Origin of the sequence: Streptomyces sp. NPDC046985 (genome assembly GCF_040644415.1) — a bacterium.
Taxonomy (GTDB): domain Bacteria; phylum Actinomycetota; class Actinomycetes; order Streptomycetales; family Streptomycetaceae; genus Streptomyces.
The window spans coordinates 80,429-98,355 of the sequence record NZ_JBEYWK010000007.1 but is presented as its reverse complement, the minus strand read 5'-3'; the positions used below and the strand labels follow the sequence as shown (position 1 = coordinate 98,355).

Here is a 17,927-nt window from a genome sequence, read left to right as displayed (position 1 = left end):
GGCCCGCCGGCCTGCGGCGGCCCCGGCGCGAAGCGGACCTGTGGAATGAGGGGAGAGTCGTGTTCTACAGCCTTCTCAAGTACGTGCTGCTGGGCCCGCTGCTGAGGGTGCTGTTCCGGCCGCGCATCGAAGGGCTGGAGCACGTGCCGGACTCCGGGGCGGCCATCGTCGCGGGCAACCACCTCTCGTTCTCGGACCACTTTCTGATGCCCGCGATCCTCAAGCGGCGCATCACCTTCCTGGCCAAGGCCGAGTACTTCACCGGTCCGGGGATCAAGGGCAGGCTCACCGCCGCCTTCTTCCGCAGCGCCGGGCAGATCCCGGTCGACCGGTCGGGCAAGGAGGCGGGGCAGGCCGCGATCCGGGAGGGGCTCGGCGTGCTGCGCAAGGGGGAGCTGCTCGGCATCTACCCCGAGGGCACCCGGTCGCACGACGGCCGCCTCTACAAGGGGAAGGTCGGGGTCGCGGTGATGGCGCTGAAAGGCGGGGTCCCGGTCGTCCCGTGCGCGATGATCGGCACCTTCGAGGCCCAGCCCCCGGGCAGGACCGTCCCCCGGCTGCGCCCCGTCGCCGTTCGCTTCGGCGCACCGCTGGACTTCTCGCGCTACGCGGGGAGGGAGGACGAGAAGTCGGTGCTGCGCGCCGTCACCGACGAGATCATGTACGCGATTCTGGCGCTGTCCGAGCAGGAGTACGTCGACCGGTACGCGGCCGAGGTCAAGACCGAGCGGGACACGGTGCGGGGCGTCAGGGAGCGCAGGTTCCCGCGCGCTCCCCTCGGCTGACGACGGGTCCCGATCCCCGCGTCCCGAGCCCCGCGTCCTGACCCCCGGGTCCCGGGTCCCAGGCGCACGCCGGGACGGGCGGCGAAGAGGGGCGGCCGGAGACCTCCGGCCGCCCCTGTCCGCGCGCCTTCGCCGTTACGGCTGCGGGGTCGCGTGCGGAGCGCAGGTGACGTCCGCCCGGTTCACCGCGCCGGTGAGCAGGTAGGCGTCCACCCGGTTGTTGATGCACGGGTTGACCAGCCCTGTGACGCCGTGCGAGCCGGCGCCCTTCTCGGTGATCAGCCGCGAGCCCTTGAAGCGCCGGTGCAGCTCGACGGCGCCCTGGTACGGGGTGGCGGCGTCCCGCGTGGACTGCACGATCAGCACGGTCGGCAGGCCCTTGCCCGTCTTGACCTCCACCGGGGACTGCTGCCGGACCGGCCAGGTGGCGCACGGCAGGTTCATCCAGGCGTTGGACCAGGTGAGGAACGGGTACTGCGCGTTCAGCCGCGTGTTGTCCCGGTCCCACTTACGCCAACTGGTCGGCCACTTGGCGTCGGTGCACTCCACGGCCGTGTAGACGGCGTTGCTGTTCTCCGACGTGATGTTGCCCTTGGTGTCGGACATGTCCGGGGCGGCGGCGTCGACCAGCGCCTGCGTGTCGCCGGCCTCGTACTTGCTGAACACCGTGGCGACCGGCACCCACGAGGAGTCGTAGTACGGGGCGCTCTGGAAGAAGGCGAGCAGTTCGGCCGGGCCGACGACTCCGCCGATCGGGTGCTTCTTGGCGGTGGCGCGCAGCGCGAGCCACTTGGCCTGGACGGCGGCCCGGGTGGTGCCCAGGTGGAAGGCGGCGTCGTTCTTGGCCACCCAGTCCTGCCAGTCCTTCCAGCGGCCCTCGAAGGCGACGTCCTGGCCGAGGTTGGCCTCGTACCAGATGTTCTCCCGGGCCGGGTTGACGACGCTGTCGACGATCATCCGGCGCACGTGCTTCGGGAACAGCGTGCCGTAGACGGCGCCGAGGTAGGTGCCGTAGGAGACGCCCAGGTAGTTGAGCTTCTTCTCGCCGAGCGCGGCGCGGATGACGTCCAGGTCGCGGGCGGTGTTCGGGGTGGTCATCTGCTGGAGCATCGCGCGGCCGGTGCGCTCGTAGCAGCCGTCGGCGTACTCGCGGGCCAGCTTGCGCTGGGCGCGCTTGTCGGCCTCGGAGTCGGGCACCGGGTCCAGCTTCGGCGCCTTGACGAACTCCTGCGGGTCCTCGCAGGAGATGGGCGCGGAGTGGCCGACGCCGCGCGGGTCGAAGCCGACGAAGTCGTACGCCTTGGAGACGTTCGTCCACAGCGGGTTCTTGTTGGTGACCCGGGTCGGGAAGCGCATGCCCGAGCCGCCGGGACCGCCCGGGTTGTAGACCAGGGCGCCCTGGCGCTCCTGGGCGGTGCCGGTGCTGACGACGCGGTCCAGGGCGAGCTTGATCTGCTTGCCGTAGGGGCGGGCGTAGTCGAGCGGCACGGAGACGTAGCCGCACTGGATGGGCTTGGCGAAGCCCCAGTCGGCGGGGCAGTCCTGCCAGTCGATGCCGGTGCTCGCGGCGCGGGCCGCGGCGATCGCCGCTCCGCGGGCCTCGCGGTCCTGGCCGTGGCGGCTGTCCGCGCTGGCGGAGGGGGCGGCCACGGCGCCGGCTATCAGCGTCGCCGTGACCAGCGCGCCGGCCGAACCGAGCGCCATGCTCCGGTTCATCGGTCTCATATCCCTCAAGTGGGGCCTCCCCGTACATGGTTGCGATATGGCACGGGGATCCTCGCGGCTGTGAGCCGTCTGAGAACAGGGGCTGTTGACCTTCTTTGCCAATCCGATAACCGGCGTGCGGCAGTCCGCTCAGCGGGAATCGCGAGAGTGCTCCAGGGTCGCCAGCGCCTCGTCCAGCAGGCGGCGCAGCCGCAGCGCGTCGGGGGCGACCGCGGTGACCAGGGCCGCCGGTCCCGCGAGCGGGACGAGCGCGGCGCCCTCGCCCAGCGTCCGGGGAGCGACCGGCGCCTGTGCGAACTCCGGTTGCACGACGATCAGTTGCCCCACGGCACGGTGTCCGGCGAGCACGGCCGCGCCGTCCCAGCCGCCCGGTGCGCCGGGGCCGCAGGCCAGCTCCTGGTCCAGTACGGTGCGCCCGGCGACGCGGACGGCCAGACGGGTGGTGAGTCGTCCGGGCGGCTCGCCCGCCCGGCCGAGCACCTGCTCCTCGCGCAGCACCAGCCGGGCCGTGGGGGCCAGGTCGGCGCGCGTGGTCACGCGCAGGTCGCTGCCTCGGGCCGAGATCACCGGCTCGGGCAGCCAGTGCAGTTCGGCTCGCTCGCCGACGGTGAGGCGGACGTCGTAGCGGGCCTCGCCCGGATGCTGTCCGGGCAGCGCGAGGGTGGCGGCGGCCGAACCGACCCGGAGCCGGGCACCCTCCCGCGCGTGCGCCTCGACGGTGAACCGGTCGCCGCCGAGCGGTCCGCTCATCGCGCCGACCAGCAGCACCCGCGCCTCGGCGCCGCTGCCGCGCACGCGGCGGAGGGCGAGCGGCCCCTCGCCCCGCAGCACGGGCAGCGCTGTGCCGCCCCGGCCGTCCTCGCGGGCCACGATCCGCGCGGTTGCCCGCACGCCCGCCGTCGCGGCCGGGGCGGCGCCGGTCCCTGCCGCGCCCGTCTCTGTCCCACCGGTCCCTGCGGTGCGGCGGGTCTCTGTCCCGCCGGTCCCCGCCGCGCCCGTCTCTGTCGCGCTGGTACCTGCCACGCCCGTCTCTGTCCCGCCGGTCCCTGCCACGCCGGTCCCTGTCCCACCGCTCCCCGTCGCGGCGGTGGCCGTCACGGTCGGGCCGTCCACTGCGCGAGCCGTGCCCGTACCCAGTCGGCGACGTCCGCCACGCCCGCCTCGGCGCGCAGGGACTGGAAGACCACCGGCAGGCCGCCGCGGGCCGCGTCGGCGTCGGAGGCCATCCTGGCGAGGTCGGAGCCGACGTACGGGGCGAGGTCGGTCTTGTTGACGACGAGCAGGTCGGCGGTGGTCACGCCGGGGCCGCCCTTGCGCGGGACGTCGTCGCCGCCGGCCACGTCGATGACGAAGATCTGCGCGTCGACGAGGCCCTTGGAGAAGGTCGCGGTGAGGTTGTCGCCGCCGGACTCGACGAGGATCAGGTCCAGCGGCCCGACGGCGTCCTCCAGGTCCTCCACCGCCTCCAGGTTCGCCGAGATGTCGTCCCGGATGGCCGTGTGCGGGCAGGCGCCGGTCTCCACGGCGGTGATCCGCTCGGGCGGCAGCACGGCCTCGCGCAGCAGGAACGCGGCGTCCTCGCGGGTGTAGATGTCGTTGGTGACGACGGCGAGCGAGAGATCCTCGCGCAAGGTCCGGCACAGCGCGGCGACGGTGGCGGTCTTGCCGGATCCGACCGGGCCGCCGAGCCCGATGCGCAGGGCGCGGCGGGCGCCGTCGGGCCGGTGGGCGTCGGCGCCGACCGCGGGGGCCGCGGGGTGGGAGTGGTCGAGGTGCATGGGCGGTGGCTCCAGATCTGCGTCGAGGCCGGCGGCCGGCCGCCGGGCCGGTGCACGGGGGCCGTCGCGGCCGGGGGGAAAGGGGGTCGGGGCGGGGCCCCGGGTCAGGACGCGAACAGGCGCACGGGCCAGGCGGCGTGCGCCTCGGCGCCGATCTCCAGCAGCGGGGCGGAGGCCGCGGGCAGCGCGTCCACCCCTTCGGCGGCGGCCCGCCGGGCGCCCGCCACCGCCTGCTCGACCACTTGGTCCAGCTCCGGCGCCAGCCGGGCCAGCACCCCGGTCGCGTCGAACGGGTCGAGGCTGAGCAGGCGCACGGTCGCCGTGGCCGGCCCGCTCACGCTCTCGTACGCGGCGCAGTACGCCGCGTCCGCCGCCGCGAGCCCGGCCGCTCGGGCGGTGAGTCCGAGCACCACCGGCTGGTGGGCGCCTCGGGGGAACGCGTGGGCCAGGGCGTCGAGTTCGGGTGCGGGCCAGGTCGCGCGGGCGGCCCGCAGGAGCTGCCGCCCCAGCTTGCGCGCCGCGGCGCGCAGCGCCGGGGAGGGGGTGCGCGCGTCCGCCGCCGCGTCGAGTGCGGCCGGGTCGTGACCGAGCGCGGCGGCCGCGGCGAGGGCGGCCGCGACCCGGCCCGCCGTGTGCAGCCGTCCCCGGCAGAAGCCCTCCAGGTCCGCCGCCTGGGTGATGCGTCCGGCCCGGACGGCCGCCTCGGCGCCGCCGGAGTGCGCGTGCCCTCCGGCGGGGAAGCGGCCGTCGGCCAGGACGAGCAGCGCCGCGCGTGACATCCTGACGCCCCTCAGAAGAGGAAGTAGCGCTGGGCGAGGGGCAGTTCGGCGGCCGGTGTGGCCTCCACCAGCTCGCCGTCGATGTGCACGGCGAAGCTGTCGGGGTCGATGCGCACGTCGGGCCGCGCGTCGTTCTCCCGCATGTCCGCCTTGGTCACGCCGCGCGTGGACGCGATGGGGACGAGCCGTTTGCCCAGCCCCAGCCGCTCCGGCAGCCCGTCCTCCAGGGCGAGGGGGGCGACGAAGGTGAAGGAGTTGGCGGCCGGGGCGCGGCCCATCGCGCCGAACATCGGGCGCGCGAGGACGGGCTGCGGGGTCGGGATCGAGGCGTTGGCGTCGCCCATCTGCGCGTAGGCGATCTGGCCGCCCTTGACGACCAGGAGCGGCTTGACGCCGAAGAAGGCGGGCTCCCACAGCACCAGGTCGGCGAGCTTGCCGGACTCCACCGACCCGATCTCGCGGTCCAGGCCCTGGGCGACGGCTGGGTTGATCGTGTATTTGGCGACGTAGCGGCGCACCCGGTGGTTGTCGGCGCGTCCGTCGCCCGGCAGCGCGCCCCGGCGCCGCTTCATGACGTGGGCGGTCTGCCAGGTCCGCAGGACGACCTCGCCGACCCGCCCCATGGCCTGGGAGTCGGAGGAGATGATGGAGATCGCGCCGAGGTCGTGCAGCACGTCCTCCGCGCCGATGGTGGAGGGCCGGATGCGCGACTCCGCGAACGCCAGGTCCTCCGGGACCGCCGGGTTGAGGTGGTGGCACACCATCAGCATGTCGAGGTGCTCCTCGACGGTGTTGACGGTGAACGGGCGGGTCGGGTTCGTCGAACTGGGCAGCACGTGCGGCTCGGAGACCACGGTCATGATGTCGGGCGCGTGGCCGCCGCCCGCGCCCTCGGTGTGGTAGGCGTGGATGCCGCGCCCGGCGACGGCGGCGAGCGTGTCGCCGACGAAGCCGGCCTCGTTGAGGGTGTCGGTGTGGATGGCGACCTGGACGCCGGTCCGGTCGGCGACGGTGAGCGCGGCGTCGATGACGGCGGGCGTGGCCCCCCAGTCCTCGTGCAGCTTCAGGCCGAGCGCTCCGCCGCGGATCTGGGAGAGCATCGCCTCGTGCGAGACGGTGTTGCCCTTGCCCAGCAGCCCGATGTTGAGCGGGTACGCGTCCAGCGCCTCCAGGGTGCGGGCCAGGTGCCAGGGGCCGGGCGTCACGGTGGTCGCCTTCGATCCCTCGGCCGGGCCGGTGCCGCCGCCGACCAGGGTGGTGACGCCGGAGGCCAGCGCCTCGTCGGCGATCTGGGGACAGATGAAGTGCACGTGCGCGTCGACCGCGCCGGCGGTGAGGATCCGCCCGTTGCCCGCGATGACCTCGGTCTCCGGGCCGAGCACCAGGTCTGGGTGGACGCCGTCCATGGTGTCGGGGTTGCCCGCCTTGCCGATGCCGGTGATCCGGCCGTCGCGGACGCCGACGTCGGCCTTGACGATCCCCCAGTGGTCGACGATGACGGCGCCGGTGATCACGGTGTCGGGGGCGCCCTCGGCGCGGGTGACGCGCGACTGCCCCATGGACTCGCGGATCACCTTGCCGCCGCCGAACACGGCCTCGTCGCCGGCGCGGCCGGGGCCGCCGCAGAGGTCCTCCTCGATCTCCACGAGCAGGTCGGTGTCGGCGAGCCGGATGCGGTCGCCGGTCGTGGGGCCGAACAGGTCGGCGTAGGCGGCGCGGGAGATCTCAGGCATCGAGGGCGCCTCCCGTCTCGCCGCGCAGGCCGGGCACGATCCGGGCGCCGGCCAGCGGCACGAGGGCGACGTCGACGGGGATGCCGGGCTCGAAGCGCACGGCGGTTCCGGCGGCGATGTCCAGGCGCTTGCCGCGCGCGGCGGCGCGGTCGAAGTCCAGGCCCGGGTTGGCCTCGGCGAAGTGGTAGTGCGAGCCGACCTGGACCGGCCGGTCGGCGGCGTTGAGCACGGTCAGCCGGGTGACCTCGCGGCCCTCGTTGCAGACGATCGGGTCGTCGGCGAACAGGATCTCTCCGGGAATCACGGCGCCCCCTTCAGACGATCGGCTCGTGGACGGTCACGAGCTTGGTGCCGTCGGGGAAGGTCGCCTCGACCTGGACGTCGCGGATCATCTCCGCGACGCCCTCCATGACGTCGTCCCGGGTGAGCAGCTCGCGCCCGGAGGACATGAGTTCGGCGACGGTGCGGCCGTCCCGCGCGCCTTCGAGGAGGTGCGCGGTGATGAGGGCGACCGCCTCCGGGTGGTTCAGGCGCAGTCCTCGGGCCCGGCGCTTCCCGGCCACGTCGGCCGCCACATGGATGAGCAGCCTCTCTTGTTCGTGCGGGGTCAGTTGCACGGGCCCACCTCACAGTCCTCGCTCCGGACCGTGCGGGGTCCGGTTGCCGCAGCCACCGCGACGGGACAGGTCTCGCACAGGGACGAAGCGTCCCATGTCCGGCGATACGGATGGAAAAACCGCAGGTGGCGTGGAAGGCGAGGCTAGTTCGTCGGCGTTTCGGCGACGTTAACCAGACCTCGATCGCCCCACGACCGACGCACGGACTGCTCCATACGGGTCATCACGTGTCATCCGGCGCCTAGGAGAGGCGCACCGCGTGCCGGTCGAGCGCGTGGCGCAGCTCCTCCAGCTCGGTGTCGGACAGGGCCCCGCCCTGGGCGAACTTCAGGACGCGCTCGGCGATCGTGCGCACCTTCGTGTTCGTGCGCTGGGAGACGTCCCGCAGCACCCGCCAGGCGTCGTCGGGGGGTATGCGCGCGAAGGCCACCACGGCGCCGATGGCCTGGTCTATGACGGCGTGCGAGGTCACGGCGCGTCGTAGCTGCTCGATTTCCTCGTGCAGCCGCTCGTGTTCCACCGCCAGATCCGTGACGGACAGCGGCGTGAGGGGATGCCACTGGGAAATCGCGAAGAACGCCATGGAGATCCCCTGGGTCGTCGAGCGGCCGGAGTTCCACCCCCAGCTTGCTTCAGGAGGTCTCCGCGCACGACCGGAGGACGGACGGACGCCGGCCCGCCTCCGGCGGCCGGGAGCGCTCCGCAGGGGCGCCGGCGGAGGGTCCGGGCGGCGCGGACACGCCCTGCGGCGACCAAATGACGTACGGCCTTTCGGTGGAAACGGCGACTCCTTCTCCCCTCGCTCCGGTTGCGCGGCGCGCCTGGGCGGAGGGCGGAACCGGCCGTTCTGCCGCTGGTGGGGGGCGTCGCCGCGCAGGGCGGTGACAGGCGGAAAGCACGGGTGCCCACCCGAACGGGCGACTGGTGAGTAACGTCACACATGCCCGGTTGCGTTGGGATTTTCGGACATCTGTGGGTCAAGATCCCTGTCTGACGACAAGCCCCCGCCACAGCGGCGGGGCGGTCCGGGCGGACGCCGAGTCCTGCCGCCGCGCGGACGACCGGTCGACGGCAGTGGATCGGCAGGAGTGGAGGACCCGAGCACGACGGGTCGCCGGCACGGTCACGCCATGGCCGGGCCTGGCCGCCCTTGGGGTGAAGCCGCGTTTCCCCGCGGCCGGGCTACTTCGCCAGCCCGAACCCGACAGGTCATCCTTCACAGGCGGCTGACGAAGGGTTGCGCATGACTGCGCTCAATCGTGTCCCGTCACTGATGGCCAGGGCCGGTACGGCCTCGGCTCTGACTTTCGCCGCCGTGAGCGGCACCGTGGTGGCGCCCGGCCTCGCCCCCGAGGCCGCCGCCGCGACCATGGCCACCAGGGCGCTCCAGATCGCGGCGTCCAAGCAAGGCGCCGCCTACCAGTGGGGGGCGACCGGACCGCGCCGGTTCGACTGCTCCGGGCTCACCCAGTACTCGTTCGGCAAGGCGGGCAAGAAGCTGCCCCGCACGGCGGCCCAGCAGTACAACGGGACGCGGCATATCTCCGCGAGCAGCCGAAGAGCCGGGGACCTGGTGTTCTTCCACGCGGGCCCCTACGTCTACCACGTCGGCATCTACGCCGGACGGGACAGGCTGTGGCACGCGCCGAGGACCGGGTCCGTCGTGCGGCTGGAGAAGATCTGGAGCCACAGCGTCTGGTACGGGCGGGTCAACTGACCGGCCGCGGCACGGTGGCGGACATCCCGTCCTGCCGTCACCACGGTGCACTCAGGAGGAGGAAGCCTCACGCGCTGACGCTCCCTCAGCGGTTCTGCGGGTCGGTCGTGGTGACCGGACGGTCCCGGAAGGCCCAGGGGAGTTCGATGCAGACCGTCTTGCCGCCCTCGCAGGTGGGCAGCACGGTCAGCCGGCCGCCGCACTCCGCGGTGAGCCAACGGATGATCACCATGCCCCGGCCGCCGTCCTGCCGCAGGGCGGGCGGCAGTCGTCTGGGGAACTGCGGGTGCCCGTCGGTGACGCCGATGCGCAACCGCTCGTCGCGCTCCAGCACGAGGTCCACCGTGAAGGTGGGCGACTGGCCCGAGGTGTGCAGCACGGCGTTCGCGGCGAGTTCGGAGACGATGAGCCGGACCGTGTCGGCGATCTCCGCGTCCGACGGCACGCCCCACTCCGCGAGGGCGCCGACCGCGTAGCTCCGCGCGGCGGGGACCGAGGCGGGGTCGCTCGGCAGCGTGACGGATGCTTCCAGATGGTCTGCCATGGCGACGTCGTCCCTTTCCCGTCGGGTCTCGTCGGACGCCGGATCCCGCCGGATCCGGACCGCGGCCGCCGGATTCCCCGGCGGACGGCGGTTCCGACGCGGTGTGGATGGTGCGCGCGTACGGTCCCGGACTGTGCGTGGCCGTCACCCTGCCACCGCTGGGACGGTCACGGAGGCGATCCGCCGAGAAGTGCATATATCTATCGCTCGATCCGGTGAACTCTGCGACAGGAGACCGTATGTGACGCGGGGCGCCGGAGGCTGCTGTGGTCGGCCCGGCGAAGGAGCGAGGAGCAGTCGATGCGGCACGGTCCCGCGGTGCGCCGCCGGAAACTGGGCGCCGAACTGCGCGCGTTGCGCGCCGACGCCGGTCTCACCAGTGAGGAGGCGGCCCGCCGGGTGGGCTGGCACCAGTCGAAGGTGAGCCGGATCGAGACGGGCGCGAGCGGGGCGAAACCGGCCGACGTACGGCTGCTGATGGACGCGTACGCGGTGCGCGACTCCCGATCGCGCCACTTGATCATGGCCTTGACGGGGCCCGGGGACGGCGAGGAGGGGCGGCCGCACTGGTCGCGCGCCTATCACGGGGTGCTGCCGTCGGCCTACCGGGACTTCATCAGCCTGGAGTCCCAGGCGACCGCGATGCGCACGCTGGAGACCTCCGTGATCCCCGGGCTGCTCCAGACCCGTGCGTACGCGCGGGCGGTGACCCGGGCCGCCGTGGGAGAACTGGACGACGAGCGGCTGGACGCGCTGGTGGAGGTACGGCTGGCCCGCCAGGACGTGCTGCGGGCCGATCCCCCGCTGGAGCTGAACGCCGTGCTGGACGAAGCGGTGCTGCGCCGGGAGGTCGGCGGCCCGGAGACCATGGCGCGGCAGCGGGAGCGGCTGGCCCAGGCGGCGCGGCTGCCGCACGTACGGCTCCAGATCCTGCCGTTCGCCGCGGGAGCGCACATCGGCATCACCGGGCCTTTCGTTATCTTCTCTTTTTCGAACACTTCTGATCTGGATGTGGTCGTTCTCGACCACTTGACGCGTAGCCTCCACCTCGAACGGAAAGAAGACGTGGGGGCCTATACCGGGGCCTTCGACACCCTTCGTTTCCACGCCCTGTCCACCGAGGACTCGTTGGAGTTCATCGCCGCCCTGAGCCGGGGCGGGTGACGGCGCGTACGAGCGCGTAAGGAGGCGCCATGTCCGCTCGACCGCGGAACGTACCTTCCAGCACTGATCTGCACGGCGCGCGGTGGCTGCGCAGCAGTTACAGCACGGGCGCCAACAACTGCGTCGAGACGGCCCGTCCGTCGTCGGGATCCGGCGCCGGACTGCTCGCCGTGCGCGACTCCAAGCACCCGGCCGGTCCCGCGCTGCTGTTCTCCCCGGAGAGCTGGTCTGGTTTCACCGCCGCACTGTCCCGTCTCTGACCGGGGCACGACGGCGGGGATCAGGACATCGACGTGCCGGGCGTGTTGACTCGCAGGGTGGTTCAGGCGGGTCAGCACGCCTCGTGCGGTGGCCGGAAAGGGCGGGCCGGTGCACTTCTCCGGTCACGGCACGAGGCGGCGCCGCGCCCTGCGCCGGCGGGTCAGGGACGCGTCTCGTCGATCACCCGCACGGCGCGTTCGATCTGCGCCTCGGAGAGGTCCGCGCGGGCGGTGAGCCGGATCCGGGAGACGCCGTCGGGCACGGAGGGAGGCCGGAAACAGCCCACGGCCAGGCCCGCCGCACGGCAGTCCGCCGCCCAGCGCACGGCCGCCTCCGGAGACGGCGCGCGCACGGAGACCACCGCGGCGTCCGGGCGCACCGCCGCCAGTCCGGCCGCGGTCAGGCGCGCGTGCAGCCCGGCGGCCACCGCGCGCGCCCGCGCCGCGCGCTCCGGCTCGCGGCGCAGCACTCCCAGCGCGGCCAGCGCCGCGCCCGCCGCCGCCGGGGCGAGCCCGGTGTCGAAGACGAAGGTCCGGGCCGTGTTGAGCAGATGGCCGATCACCCGGGCCGGGCCGAGCACCGCGCCGCCCTGGCTGCCGAGGGACTTGGACAGCGTGACCGTCGCCACCACGTCGTCGGCCCCGGCGAGCCCGGCCGCGTTCGGGGCGCCCCGGCCGCCGGGGCCGAGGACGCCCAGGCCGTGGGCGTCGTCGACGACCAGACCCGCGCCGTGCTCCCGGCACGCGGCCGCGAGCGCGGCGAGGGGGGCCGCGTCGCCGTCGACCGAGAACACCGTGTCGGAGACGCAGATCGCCGCCCCTCCCCCGGCGTGCGCGCCGAGCGCCTTGCGCACGGCCTCCGGGTCGTTGTGCCCGACGACCTGCCGCTCCCCCCGGGCCAGTCGGCAGCCGTCGATGAGCGAGGCGTGGTTGCCCGCGTCGGAGACGATCAGCGAGCCGTGCGGCGCGAGCGCGGTGACCGCGGCGAGGTTGGCGGCGTAGCCGGAGGAGAGGACGAGCGCCGCCTCGAAGCCGCAGAACTCGGCCAGTTCGCGCTCCAGTCGGGCGTGCAGCTCGGTGGAGCCGGTGACCAGCCGGGAGCCGGTGGCGCCGCCGCCCCAGGTGCGCGCCGCCGCCGCGGCGCCCTCGGTGACCTCCGGATGGCGCGTCAGACCCAGGTAGTCGTTGCCCGCGAGGTCCAGCAGCGGCGAGTCGGCCGGGCGGGGCCGCAGCGTCCGGACGAGTCCGGCCCGGCGGCGCAGCTCCGCCTGCTCGTCGATCCAGCCGAACGCCATGGCTCCTCCGGGCAGATGTAGGCAGTGCGCCGACCCTGGTGGGCGGCCCCGTCCGCGACCCTAGTGGGCGGCCCCGTCCGCCCGAGTGTGGCGATACCCACACACCGTGCCGTCCGTCGTTGTGCACACTCTCCTTGGAACGGGGCGGCCCCGTAGGACAGGATCGGCTCTCATGGACCTGCTGAACACGTTGGTGGACAAGGGACTTCGGCGCGAGCCGCCGACGCGCGAGGAGGCGCTGGCCGTGCTGGCCGCCTCCGACGACGACGTGCTCGACGTGGTGGCGGCGGCCGGCAGGGTGCGCCGTCACTGGTTCGGCCGACGGGTCAAACTCAACTATCTCGTCAACCTCAAGTCCGGGCTCTGCCCCGAGGACTGCTCCTACTGCTCGCAGCGGCTCGGCTCTAAGGCCGACATCCTCAAGTACACCTGGCTGGGCCCCGAGGAGGCGTCGGATGCCGCCGCGGCCGGGCTGGCCGGGGGGGCCAAGCGGGTCTGCCTGGTGGCCAGCGGGCGCGGCCCGACGGACCGCGACGTGGAGCGGGTCTCGAAGACCATCCAGGCCATCAAGGACGGCAACGAGGGCGTGGAGGTGTGCGCCTGCCTCGGCCTGCTCTCCGACGGCCAGGCCGAGCGGCTGCGCGCGGCCGGCGCCGACGCCTACAACCACAACCTCAACACCTCCCAGAGCACCTACGGGGACATCACCACCACCCACACCTACGAGGACCGGGTGGACACCGTGCACAAGGCGCACGCGGCCGGGCTGTCCGCCTGCTCCGGGCTGATCGCCGGGATGGGCGAGAGCGACGAGGACCTGGTCGACGTCGTGTACGCGCTGCGCGAGCTGGACCCCGACTCCGTTCCGGTGAACTTCCTGATCCCGTTCGAGGGGACCCCGCTCGCCAAGGAGTGGAACCTGACCCCGCAGCGCTGCCTGCGGATCCTCGCGATGGTCCGCTTCGTCTGCCCGGACGTGGAGGTGCGGATCGCGGGCGGCCGCGAGGTGCACCTGCGCACCATGCAGCCGCTCGCGCTGCACCTGGCCAACTCGATCTTCCTCGGCGACTACCTGACCAGCGAGGGCCAGGCGGGCCGGGCCGACCTGGAGATGATCGCGGACGCCGGGTTCGAGGTGGAGGGCGCCGACCAGGTGACCCTGCCGCAGCACCGCACGGCGGCCGGGGGCGGCTGCGGTGCGCACGCGGGCGCGGACGCGGGCAGCCGCGAGGACGCGGCCGCGGGATGCGGGTCGTCGACGAGCGCCGGATGCGGGTCGCATCAGGGCGCCGGGTGCGGGGTGCACGAGGGCGGCGGGGTGTGCGGAGGGGCGGCCGCACCGGCCGCCGGTGAGAAGTCGGAGACGGCAGAGGCGGCCGGGAAGGCCGAGGCGGCCGGGAAGACGGCGACGGGCCGGGCGGGCGCCGCCGGGGCCCGCACCGATCTCGTGACCGTGCGCCGCCGGGGCGCCGGAACGGACCTCGCCCCCAATGCCTGAGCCCTCCGGCCTCAGCGTGCCCGAGCTGCTGGACCTCGACCGGCGGCACGTGTGGCACCCGTACGGGCCGATGCCCGGCCGCCAGGACCCGCTCGTCGTGGAGTCGGCGAGCGGAGTGCGGCTGAAACTCGCCGACGGCGGCGGTGAGTTGGTGGACGGCATGTCGTCGTGGTGGGCCGCGATCCACGGGTACAACCACCCCGTGCTCAACGAGGCGGCGCGCGAGCAGCTTTCGCGGATGAGTCACGTGATGTTCGGCGGGCTCACCCACGAGCCCGCCGTCCGCCTCGCCAAGCTCCTCGTCGACATGTCTCCTGACGGGCTGGAGCACGTCTTCCTCGCCGACTCGGGCTCGGTCTCCGTCGAGGTCGCCGTCAAGATGTGCCTCCAGTACTGGCGGTCGCTCGGCCGCCCGGAGAAACAGCGGCTGCTGACCTGGCGGGGCGGCTACCACGGGGACACCTGGCACCCGATGTCGGTGTGCGACCCCGAGGGCGGCATGCACGAGCTGTGGACCGGCGTGCTGCCGCGCCAGGTGTTCGCCGGCGCCCCGCCCGCCGCGTACGACGAGGCGTACGCCGCCGGGCTGCACGACCTGATCGCACGGCACGCCGGCGAACTGGCCGCCGTGATCGTCGAACCGGTGGTGCAGGGCGCGGGCGGGATGCGGTTCCACTCCCCCGCCTACCTCCGGGTGCTGCGCGAGGCGTGCGACGCGCACGACGTGCTGCTGGTGTTCGACGAGATCGCGACCGGGTTCGGCCGCACCGGCGCGTTGTTCGCGGCGGAGCACGCGGCCGTGTCCCCGGACGTGATGTGCGTGGGCAAGGCCATGACCGGCGGTTACCTGACGCTGGCGGCCACGCTGTGCACCGCGCGGGTGGCCGAGGGGATCTCGCGCGGCCGGGTGCCGGTGCTGGCGCACGGCCCGACGTTCATGGGCAACCCGCTCGCGGCGGCCGTGGCGTGCGCCTCGATCGGCCTGCTGCTCGGGCAGGACTGGCGGGCGCAGGTCAAGCGGATCGAGTCGGGTCTGCGCGAGGGCCTGGCCCCGGCGGCCGGGCTCGACGGAGTGAAGGACGTCCGGGTCATGGGCGCCGTCGGAGTGGTGCAGCTCGACCACCCGGTGGACACGGCGGCGGCGACCCGGGCCGCGGTCCGCGAGGGCGTGTGGCTGCGGCCCTTCAGGGACCTGGTGTACACGATGCCGCCGTACGTCACGGACGACGCGGACGTCGCACGGATCGCCCGCGCGGTGTGCGCGGCGGCGCGGGAGGGATGAGATGCCGGTACTGGTGATCACGGGCACGGGCACCGAGGTCGGCAAGACGGTCACCACGGCGGCCGTCGCCGCCGCGGCCGTCGCCGCCGGCCGGTCCGTGGCCGTGCTGAAGGCCGCGCAGACCGGGGTGGGGCCCGGCGAGCACGGAGACGCCGCCGAGACGGCCCGGCTGGCCGGGCCGGTGACCGCGGCCGAGACCGCCCGCTATCCCGAACCGCTGGCGCCGGGCACGGCGGCCCGCCGCTCCGGCCGCGCTCCGGTGCGCCCCCTGGAGGTGGCCGAGGCGGCGGCCAAGCTCGCCACGGAGCACGACCTGGTGCTCGTAGAGGGCGCGGGCGGTCTGCTCGTACGGTTCGACGAGGCGGGCGGAACGCTGGCGGACGCGGCGCAGTCGCTCCGGGCGCCGGTCCTGGTCGTCGCCTCCGCCGGTCTCGGCACGCTGAACACCACCGAGCTGACGGCCCGTGAACTGCGCTCGCGTTCGCTGGACCTGCTGGGCGTGGTGATCGGGAGCTGGCCCGCCGAGCCGGACCTCGCCGCGCGCTGCAACGTGGCGGACCTGCCGCTCGTGGCCGGGGCGCCGCTGCTCGGCGTCCTGCCCGACGGGGCCGGCGCGCTCGCCCCGGCCCGCTTCCGCGACCAGGCGCCCGGGTGGCTGGCGCCCCGCCTGCACGGCCGGTGGAACGCGGAGGCGTTCACCGAGGAGCAGGCGCCGCCGTCGTTCCCGTGAGCGGCCGGGCGCTCACCGGCGCCCGCCCGTGAGCGGCGGGGCGCCGTGCGGCGACCGGCCCCGCGGACTCGGGTGCCGCACGGCCCGCGCCGCCCCTTACGGGACGTGACGCGCGTACGGGACATGGCGCACGCGGCCGCGCCTACCCGGCGCCGCCCGCGGGAGTGCCGGGGCGCCGAGGCGCACGCGAGGCCGGTTCGTCCTCACAGGCTCCACTGGCGCAGTTCCCGTGCGATGTCCTGCACCGATGCCTCGCCGGTCTTGACCAGCCGGGCCAGGTCGCGCACCTGTTCGGGCGAGGTGACGACCTTCAGGCCGCTGGCGACCAGGTAGGCGTAGGCGACCGCGGAGGCGAACAGGGCGTTGGAGCGCTCCAGGGCGGGCACGTGCACGAGGAGTTGCAGCAGGGCGGCGGCTCGGGCGTACGGGGTGTCGTAGACGGGGACGTCGAAGATCTCGGCCCGGTGCCGCGCCACCGCCGCGACGAGCGCGCCCCAGTCGGTGACCTGGGGGTCCCCGGGGGTCATCCGCTCCGCGAGCATCAGCAGCCAGGCGAGGTCGATGCGGAGGTCTTTCAACGGATCAGCGCCGGCCTTCGCTCCGGTGACCGCGACGGCCCTCGCGGTCGGCCCCGAACTCGTCGGCGAACACCGACTCGTAGCTCTTCATGAAGTCGGCCGCGGCCTCCACGAAGGTGTGGCCCGCCTCGCCGGTGTCCTGGCGGACCAGTTCCTCGATGTAGCGGTTGACGCTCATGCCGCGGGACAGGGCGCGCTCGCGGGCGGCGCGCGCGGTGCCCTCGTCCACCCTCACGTTCAACTGGGTCTTCGCCATGCCTCGACGCTAGCGCCGAACCGCTAGCGTCGGCAAGGGCGCGCCGTCCCGGGCGGGCGCGCGCCCGCGCGTCCACCATCGGACCCCGGCGCCTCCGCCCCTCCCCCGCCTTCGCCGTCCGCCTCTCAGCCGTCCCCGCTCTCCCCTCGGGCGGCGCCCGGCTCGGCCCATCGGGGGATACCGGCTGTGCGGCCGCTCACACTACGCTCGACGGGGGACAAACCAGTCATGACTCAGCACCGTCAGGGTCGGCGAACCACCGAGGAGGCCCACGTGTCCACATCTGCGGCGGCTGCGGACCGCGCGCCAGGCGGCGGGTCCGCGGCCCGCGCCCGCGGGCTGACCAAGGCCTACGGGTCGGGCGAGACGGCCGTGCTCGCCCTGGACTCCGTGGACGTCGACATCGCGCGCGGCCGCTTCACCGCGGTCATGGGGCCTTCGGGCTCGGGCAAGTCGACGCTGATGCACTGCCTGGCGGGGCTCGACACCGTCTCGGCGGGCCAGGTGTGGATCGGGGACACCGAGATCACGGGGCTGAAGGACGCCGAGCTGACCCGGCTGCGGCGGGACCGGATCGGTTTCATGTTCCAGTCGTTCAACCTGATCCCCACCCTCGACGCGCTGGAGAACATCACACTGCCCATGGACATCGCGGGCCGCGCCCCCGACACGGCCTGGCTGGACCAGGTCATCGACACGCTGGGCCTCAGAGCCCGGCTCAGTCACCGGCCCGCCCAGCTCTCCGGCGGCCAGCAGCAGCGCGTGGCCTGCGCGCGGGCGCTCGCCTCCCGGCCCGAGCTGATCTTCGCGGACGAGCCGACCGGCAACCTGGACTCACGGGCCGGCCTGGAGGTGCTCGGCTTCCTGCGCGACGCCGTGGACAGCCTGGGCCAGACGGTCGTGATGGTGACCCACGACCCCAACGCGGCGGCCCATTCGGACCTGGTGCTCTACCTGGCGGACGGGCGGATCGTGGACGAGATGGCGCGGCCCACGGCGGAGGCCGTCCTGGAGCGGATGCGCCTGTTCGCCGGAAGCCCCTCCAGGCAGAGCGCCGACGTCGCCGTCATGGTCCGCTCCGCGGCTGCGGACGGCGCCCCCGACGGCCGCCCCGACGACCGGTTCGTCGAGGACGGGCGCCTGCTGCGCGGCGGGGACGGCACCGCCGTCGGGGAGGTCTGACCCC

The 17,927-nt window shown here is 74.0% G+C and carries 20 protein-coding genes and 1 riboswitch; of the genes, 8 read left to right on the top strand and 12 right to left on the bottom strand.

What is annotated here, in order from left to right:
- The first annotated feature begins 59 nt into the window (after positions 1–59).
- Positions 60–785 (top strand): lysophospholipid acyltransferase family protein, encoded by a 726-nt coding sequence (locus ABZ861_RS11195; RefSeq protein WP_361627303.1) that lies wholly within the window; start codon positions 60–62, stop codon positions 783–785.
- A gap of 135 nt (positions 786–920) precedes the next feature.
- On the opposite strand, the gene ABZ861_RS11190 is transcribed toward ABZ861_RS11195, so the two are convergent.
- The 8 genes from ABZ861_RS11190 to ABZ861_RS11155 form a co-directional block, all read right to left on the bottom strand.
- On the bottom strand, positions 921–2,501 hold the full coding sequence (locus tag ABZ861_RS11190) for an alpha/beta hydrolase (protein WP_361627300.1): 1,581 nt from the start codon (positions 2,499–2,501) through the stop codon (positions 921–923).
- Positions 2,502–2,639: 138 nt separating this feature from the next.
- Complete coding sequence (locus ABZ861_RS11185) at positions 2,640–3,401, bottom strand: urease accessory protein UreD (RefSeq protein ID WP_361627297.1); 762 nt, start codon at positions 3,399–3,401, stop codon at positions 2,640–2,642.
- A 203-nt stretch (positions 3,402–3,604) separates the two neighbouring features.
- Entirely contained in the window at positions 3,605–4,288 is a 684-nt protein-coding gene (gene ureG / locus ABZ861_RS11180; protein ID WP_361627294.1) for an urease accessory protein UreG, read from the bottom strand.
- Positions 4,289–4,392: 104 nt separating this feature from the next.
- Positions 4,393–5,067 (bottom strand): urease accessory UreF family protein, encoded by a 675-nt coding sequence (locus ABZ861_RS11175; RefSeq protein WP_361627291.1) that lies wholly within the window; start codon positions 5,065–5,067, stop codon positions 4,393–4,395.
- An 11-nt stretch (positions 5,068–5,078) separates the two neighbouring features.
- Positions 5,079–6,800 carry an urease subunit alpha gene (locus tag ABZ861_RS11170; RefSeq protein ID WP_361627288.1) on the bottom strand — a complete coding sequence of 574 codons (1,722 nt, stop codon included), beginning with the start codon at positions 6,798–6,800 and terminating at the stop codon, positions 5,079–5,081.
- Positions 6,793–7,104: an urease subunit beta gene (locus ABZ861_RS11165; protein ID WP_361627285.1), complete on the bottom strand. Its 312-nt coding sequence runs from the start codon at positions 7,102–7,104 to the stop codon at positions 6,793–6,795. Before ABZ861_RS11165 ends, ABZ861_RS11170 begins: the two co-directional genes overlap by 8 nt.
- A gap of 10 nt (positions 7,105–7,114) precedes the next feature.
- Positions 7,115–7,417 carry an urease subunit gamma gene (locus ABZ861_RS11160; protein ID WP_361627282.1) on the bottom strand — a complete coding sequence of 101 codons (303 nt, stop codon included), beginning with the start codon at positions 7,415–7,417 and terminating at the stop codon, positions 7,115–7,117.
- Positions 7,418–7,658: 241 nt separating this feature from the next.
- Entirely contained in the window at positions 7,659–8,000 is a 342-nt protein-coding gene (locus ABZ861_RS11155; protein ID WP_361627279.1) for an ANTAR domain-containing protein, read from the bottom strand.
- Positions 8,001–8,441: 441 nt separating this feature from the next.
- Positions 8,442–8,657, top strand: a riboswitch (cyclic di-AMP (ydaO/yuaA leader).
- Positions 8,658–8,660: 3 nt separating this feature from the next.
- Here ABZ861_RS11155 and ABZ861_RS11150 point away from each other — a divergent pair.
- Positions 8,661–9,134, top strand: a complete 474-nt coding sequence (locus ABZ861_RS11150) for a C40 family peptidase (protein WP_361627276.1) — start codon at positions 8,661–8,663, stop codon at positions 9,132–9,134.
- Positions 9,135–9,219: 85 nt separating this feature from the next.
- On the opposite strand, the gene ABZ861_RS11145 is transcribed toward ABZ861_RS11150, so the two are convergent.
- Positions 9,220–9,678 (bottom strand): ATP-binding protein, encoded by a 459-nt coding sequence (locus ABZ861_RS11145; protein WP_361627273.1) that lies wholly within the window; start codon positions 9,676–9,678, stop codon positions 9,220–9,222.
- Positions 9,679–9,978: 300 nt separating this feature from the next.
- Between ABZ861_RS11145 and ABZ861_RS11140 the strand changes: the two genes are divergently transcribed.
- Both ABZ861_RS11140 and ABZ861_RS11135 read left to right on the top strand, forming a co-directional pair.
- Complete coding sequence (locus ABZ861_RS11140; RefSeq protein WP_361627270.1) at positions 9,979–10,842, top strand: helix-turn-helix transcriptional regulator; 864 nt, start codon at positions 9,979–9,981, stop codon at positions 10,840–10,842.
- A gap of 29 nt (positions 10,843–10,871) precedes the next feature.
- A complete protein-coding gene (locus ABZ861_RS11135; protein ID WP_361627267.1) occupies positions 10,872–11,102 on the top strand; it encodes a DUF397 domain-containing protein in 231 nt (76 codons plus the stop codon).
- Positions 11,103–11,263: 161 nt separating this feature from the next.
- On the opposite strand, the gene ABZ861_RS11130 is transcribed toward ABZ861_RS11135, so the two are convergent.
- Positions 11,264–12,397, bottom strand: a complete 1,134-nt coding sequence (locus ABZ861_RS11130; RefSeq protein WP_361627264.1) for an 8-amino-7-oxononanoate synthase — start codon at positions 12,395–12,397, stop codon at positions 11,264–11,266.
- Positions 12,398–12,569: 172 nt separating this feature from the next.
- On the opposite strand from ABZ861_RS11130, the gene bioB reads away from it, so the two are divergent.
- From bioB to bioD, 3 genes are read left to right on the top strand one after another with little or no spacing between them, the layout of a single operon-like run.
- Positions 12,570–13,895: a biotin synthase BioB gene (gene bioB / locus ABZ861_RS11125; RefSeq protein WP_361627261.1), complete on the top strand. Its 1,326-nt coding sequence runs from the start codon at positions 12,570–12,572 to the stop codon at positions 13,893–13,895.
- Positions 13,888–15,177, top strand: coding sequence for an adenosylmethionine--8-amino-7-oxononanoate transaminase (locus ABZ861_RS11120; RefSeq protein WP_361627258.1), 1,290 nt, complete (start codon positions 13,888–13,890; stop codon positions 15,175–15,177). The genes bioB and ABZ861_RS11120 overlap by 8 nt, the downstream gene beginning before the upstream one ends.
- A gap of 1 nt (position 15,178) precedes the next feature.
- On the top strand, positions 15,179–15,907 hold the full coding sequence (gene bioD / locus ABZ861_RS11115; protein ID WP_361627255.1) for a dethiobiotin synthase: 729 nt from the start codon (positions 15,179–15,181) through the stop codon (positions 15,905–15,907).
- A 203-nt stretch (positions 15,908–16,110) separates the two neighbouring features.
- Here bioD and ABZ861_RS11110 read toward each other — a convergent pair whose 3' ends face one another.
- Together ABZ861_RS11110 and ABZ861_RS11105 are read right to left on the bottom strand one after the other, a co-directional pair.
- Positions 16,111–16,485, bottom strand: coding sequence for a fic family toxin-antitoxin system, toxin component (locus ABZ861_RS11110; RefSeq protein ID WP_361627252.1), 375 nt, complete (start codon positions 16,483–16,485; stop codon positions 16,111–16,113).
- 4 nt (positions 16,486–16,489) lie between these two features.
- Positions 16,490–16,741 (bottom strand): antitoxin, encoded by a 252-nt coding sequence (locus ABZ861_RS11105; protein ID WP_361627249.1) that lies wholly within the window; start codon positions 16,739–16,741, stop codon positions 16,490–16,492.
- 273 nt (positions 16,742–17,014) lie between these two features.
- Here ABZ861_RS11105 and ABZ861_RS11100 point away from each other — a divergent pair, with 273 nt between their 5' ends.
- Positions 17,015–17,923 (top strand): ABC transporter ATP-binding protein, encoded by a 909-nt coding sequence (locus tag ABZ861_RS11100; RefSeq protein WP_361627247.1) that lies wholly within the window; start codon positions 17,015–17,017, stop codon positions 17,921–17,923.
- Positions 17,924–17,927: the final 4 nt, after the last annotated feature.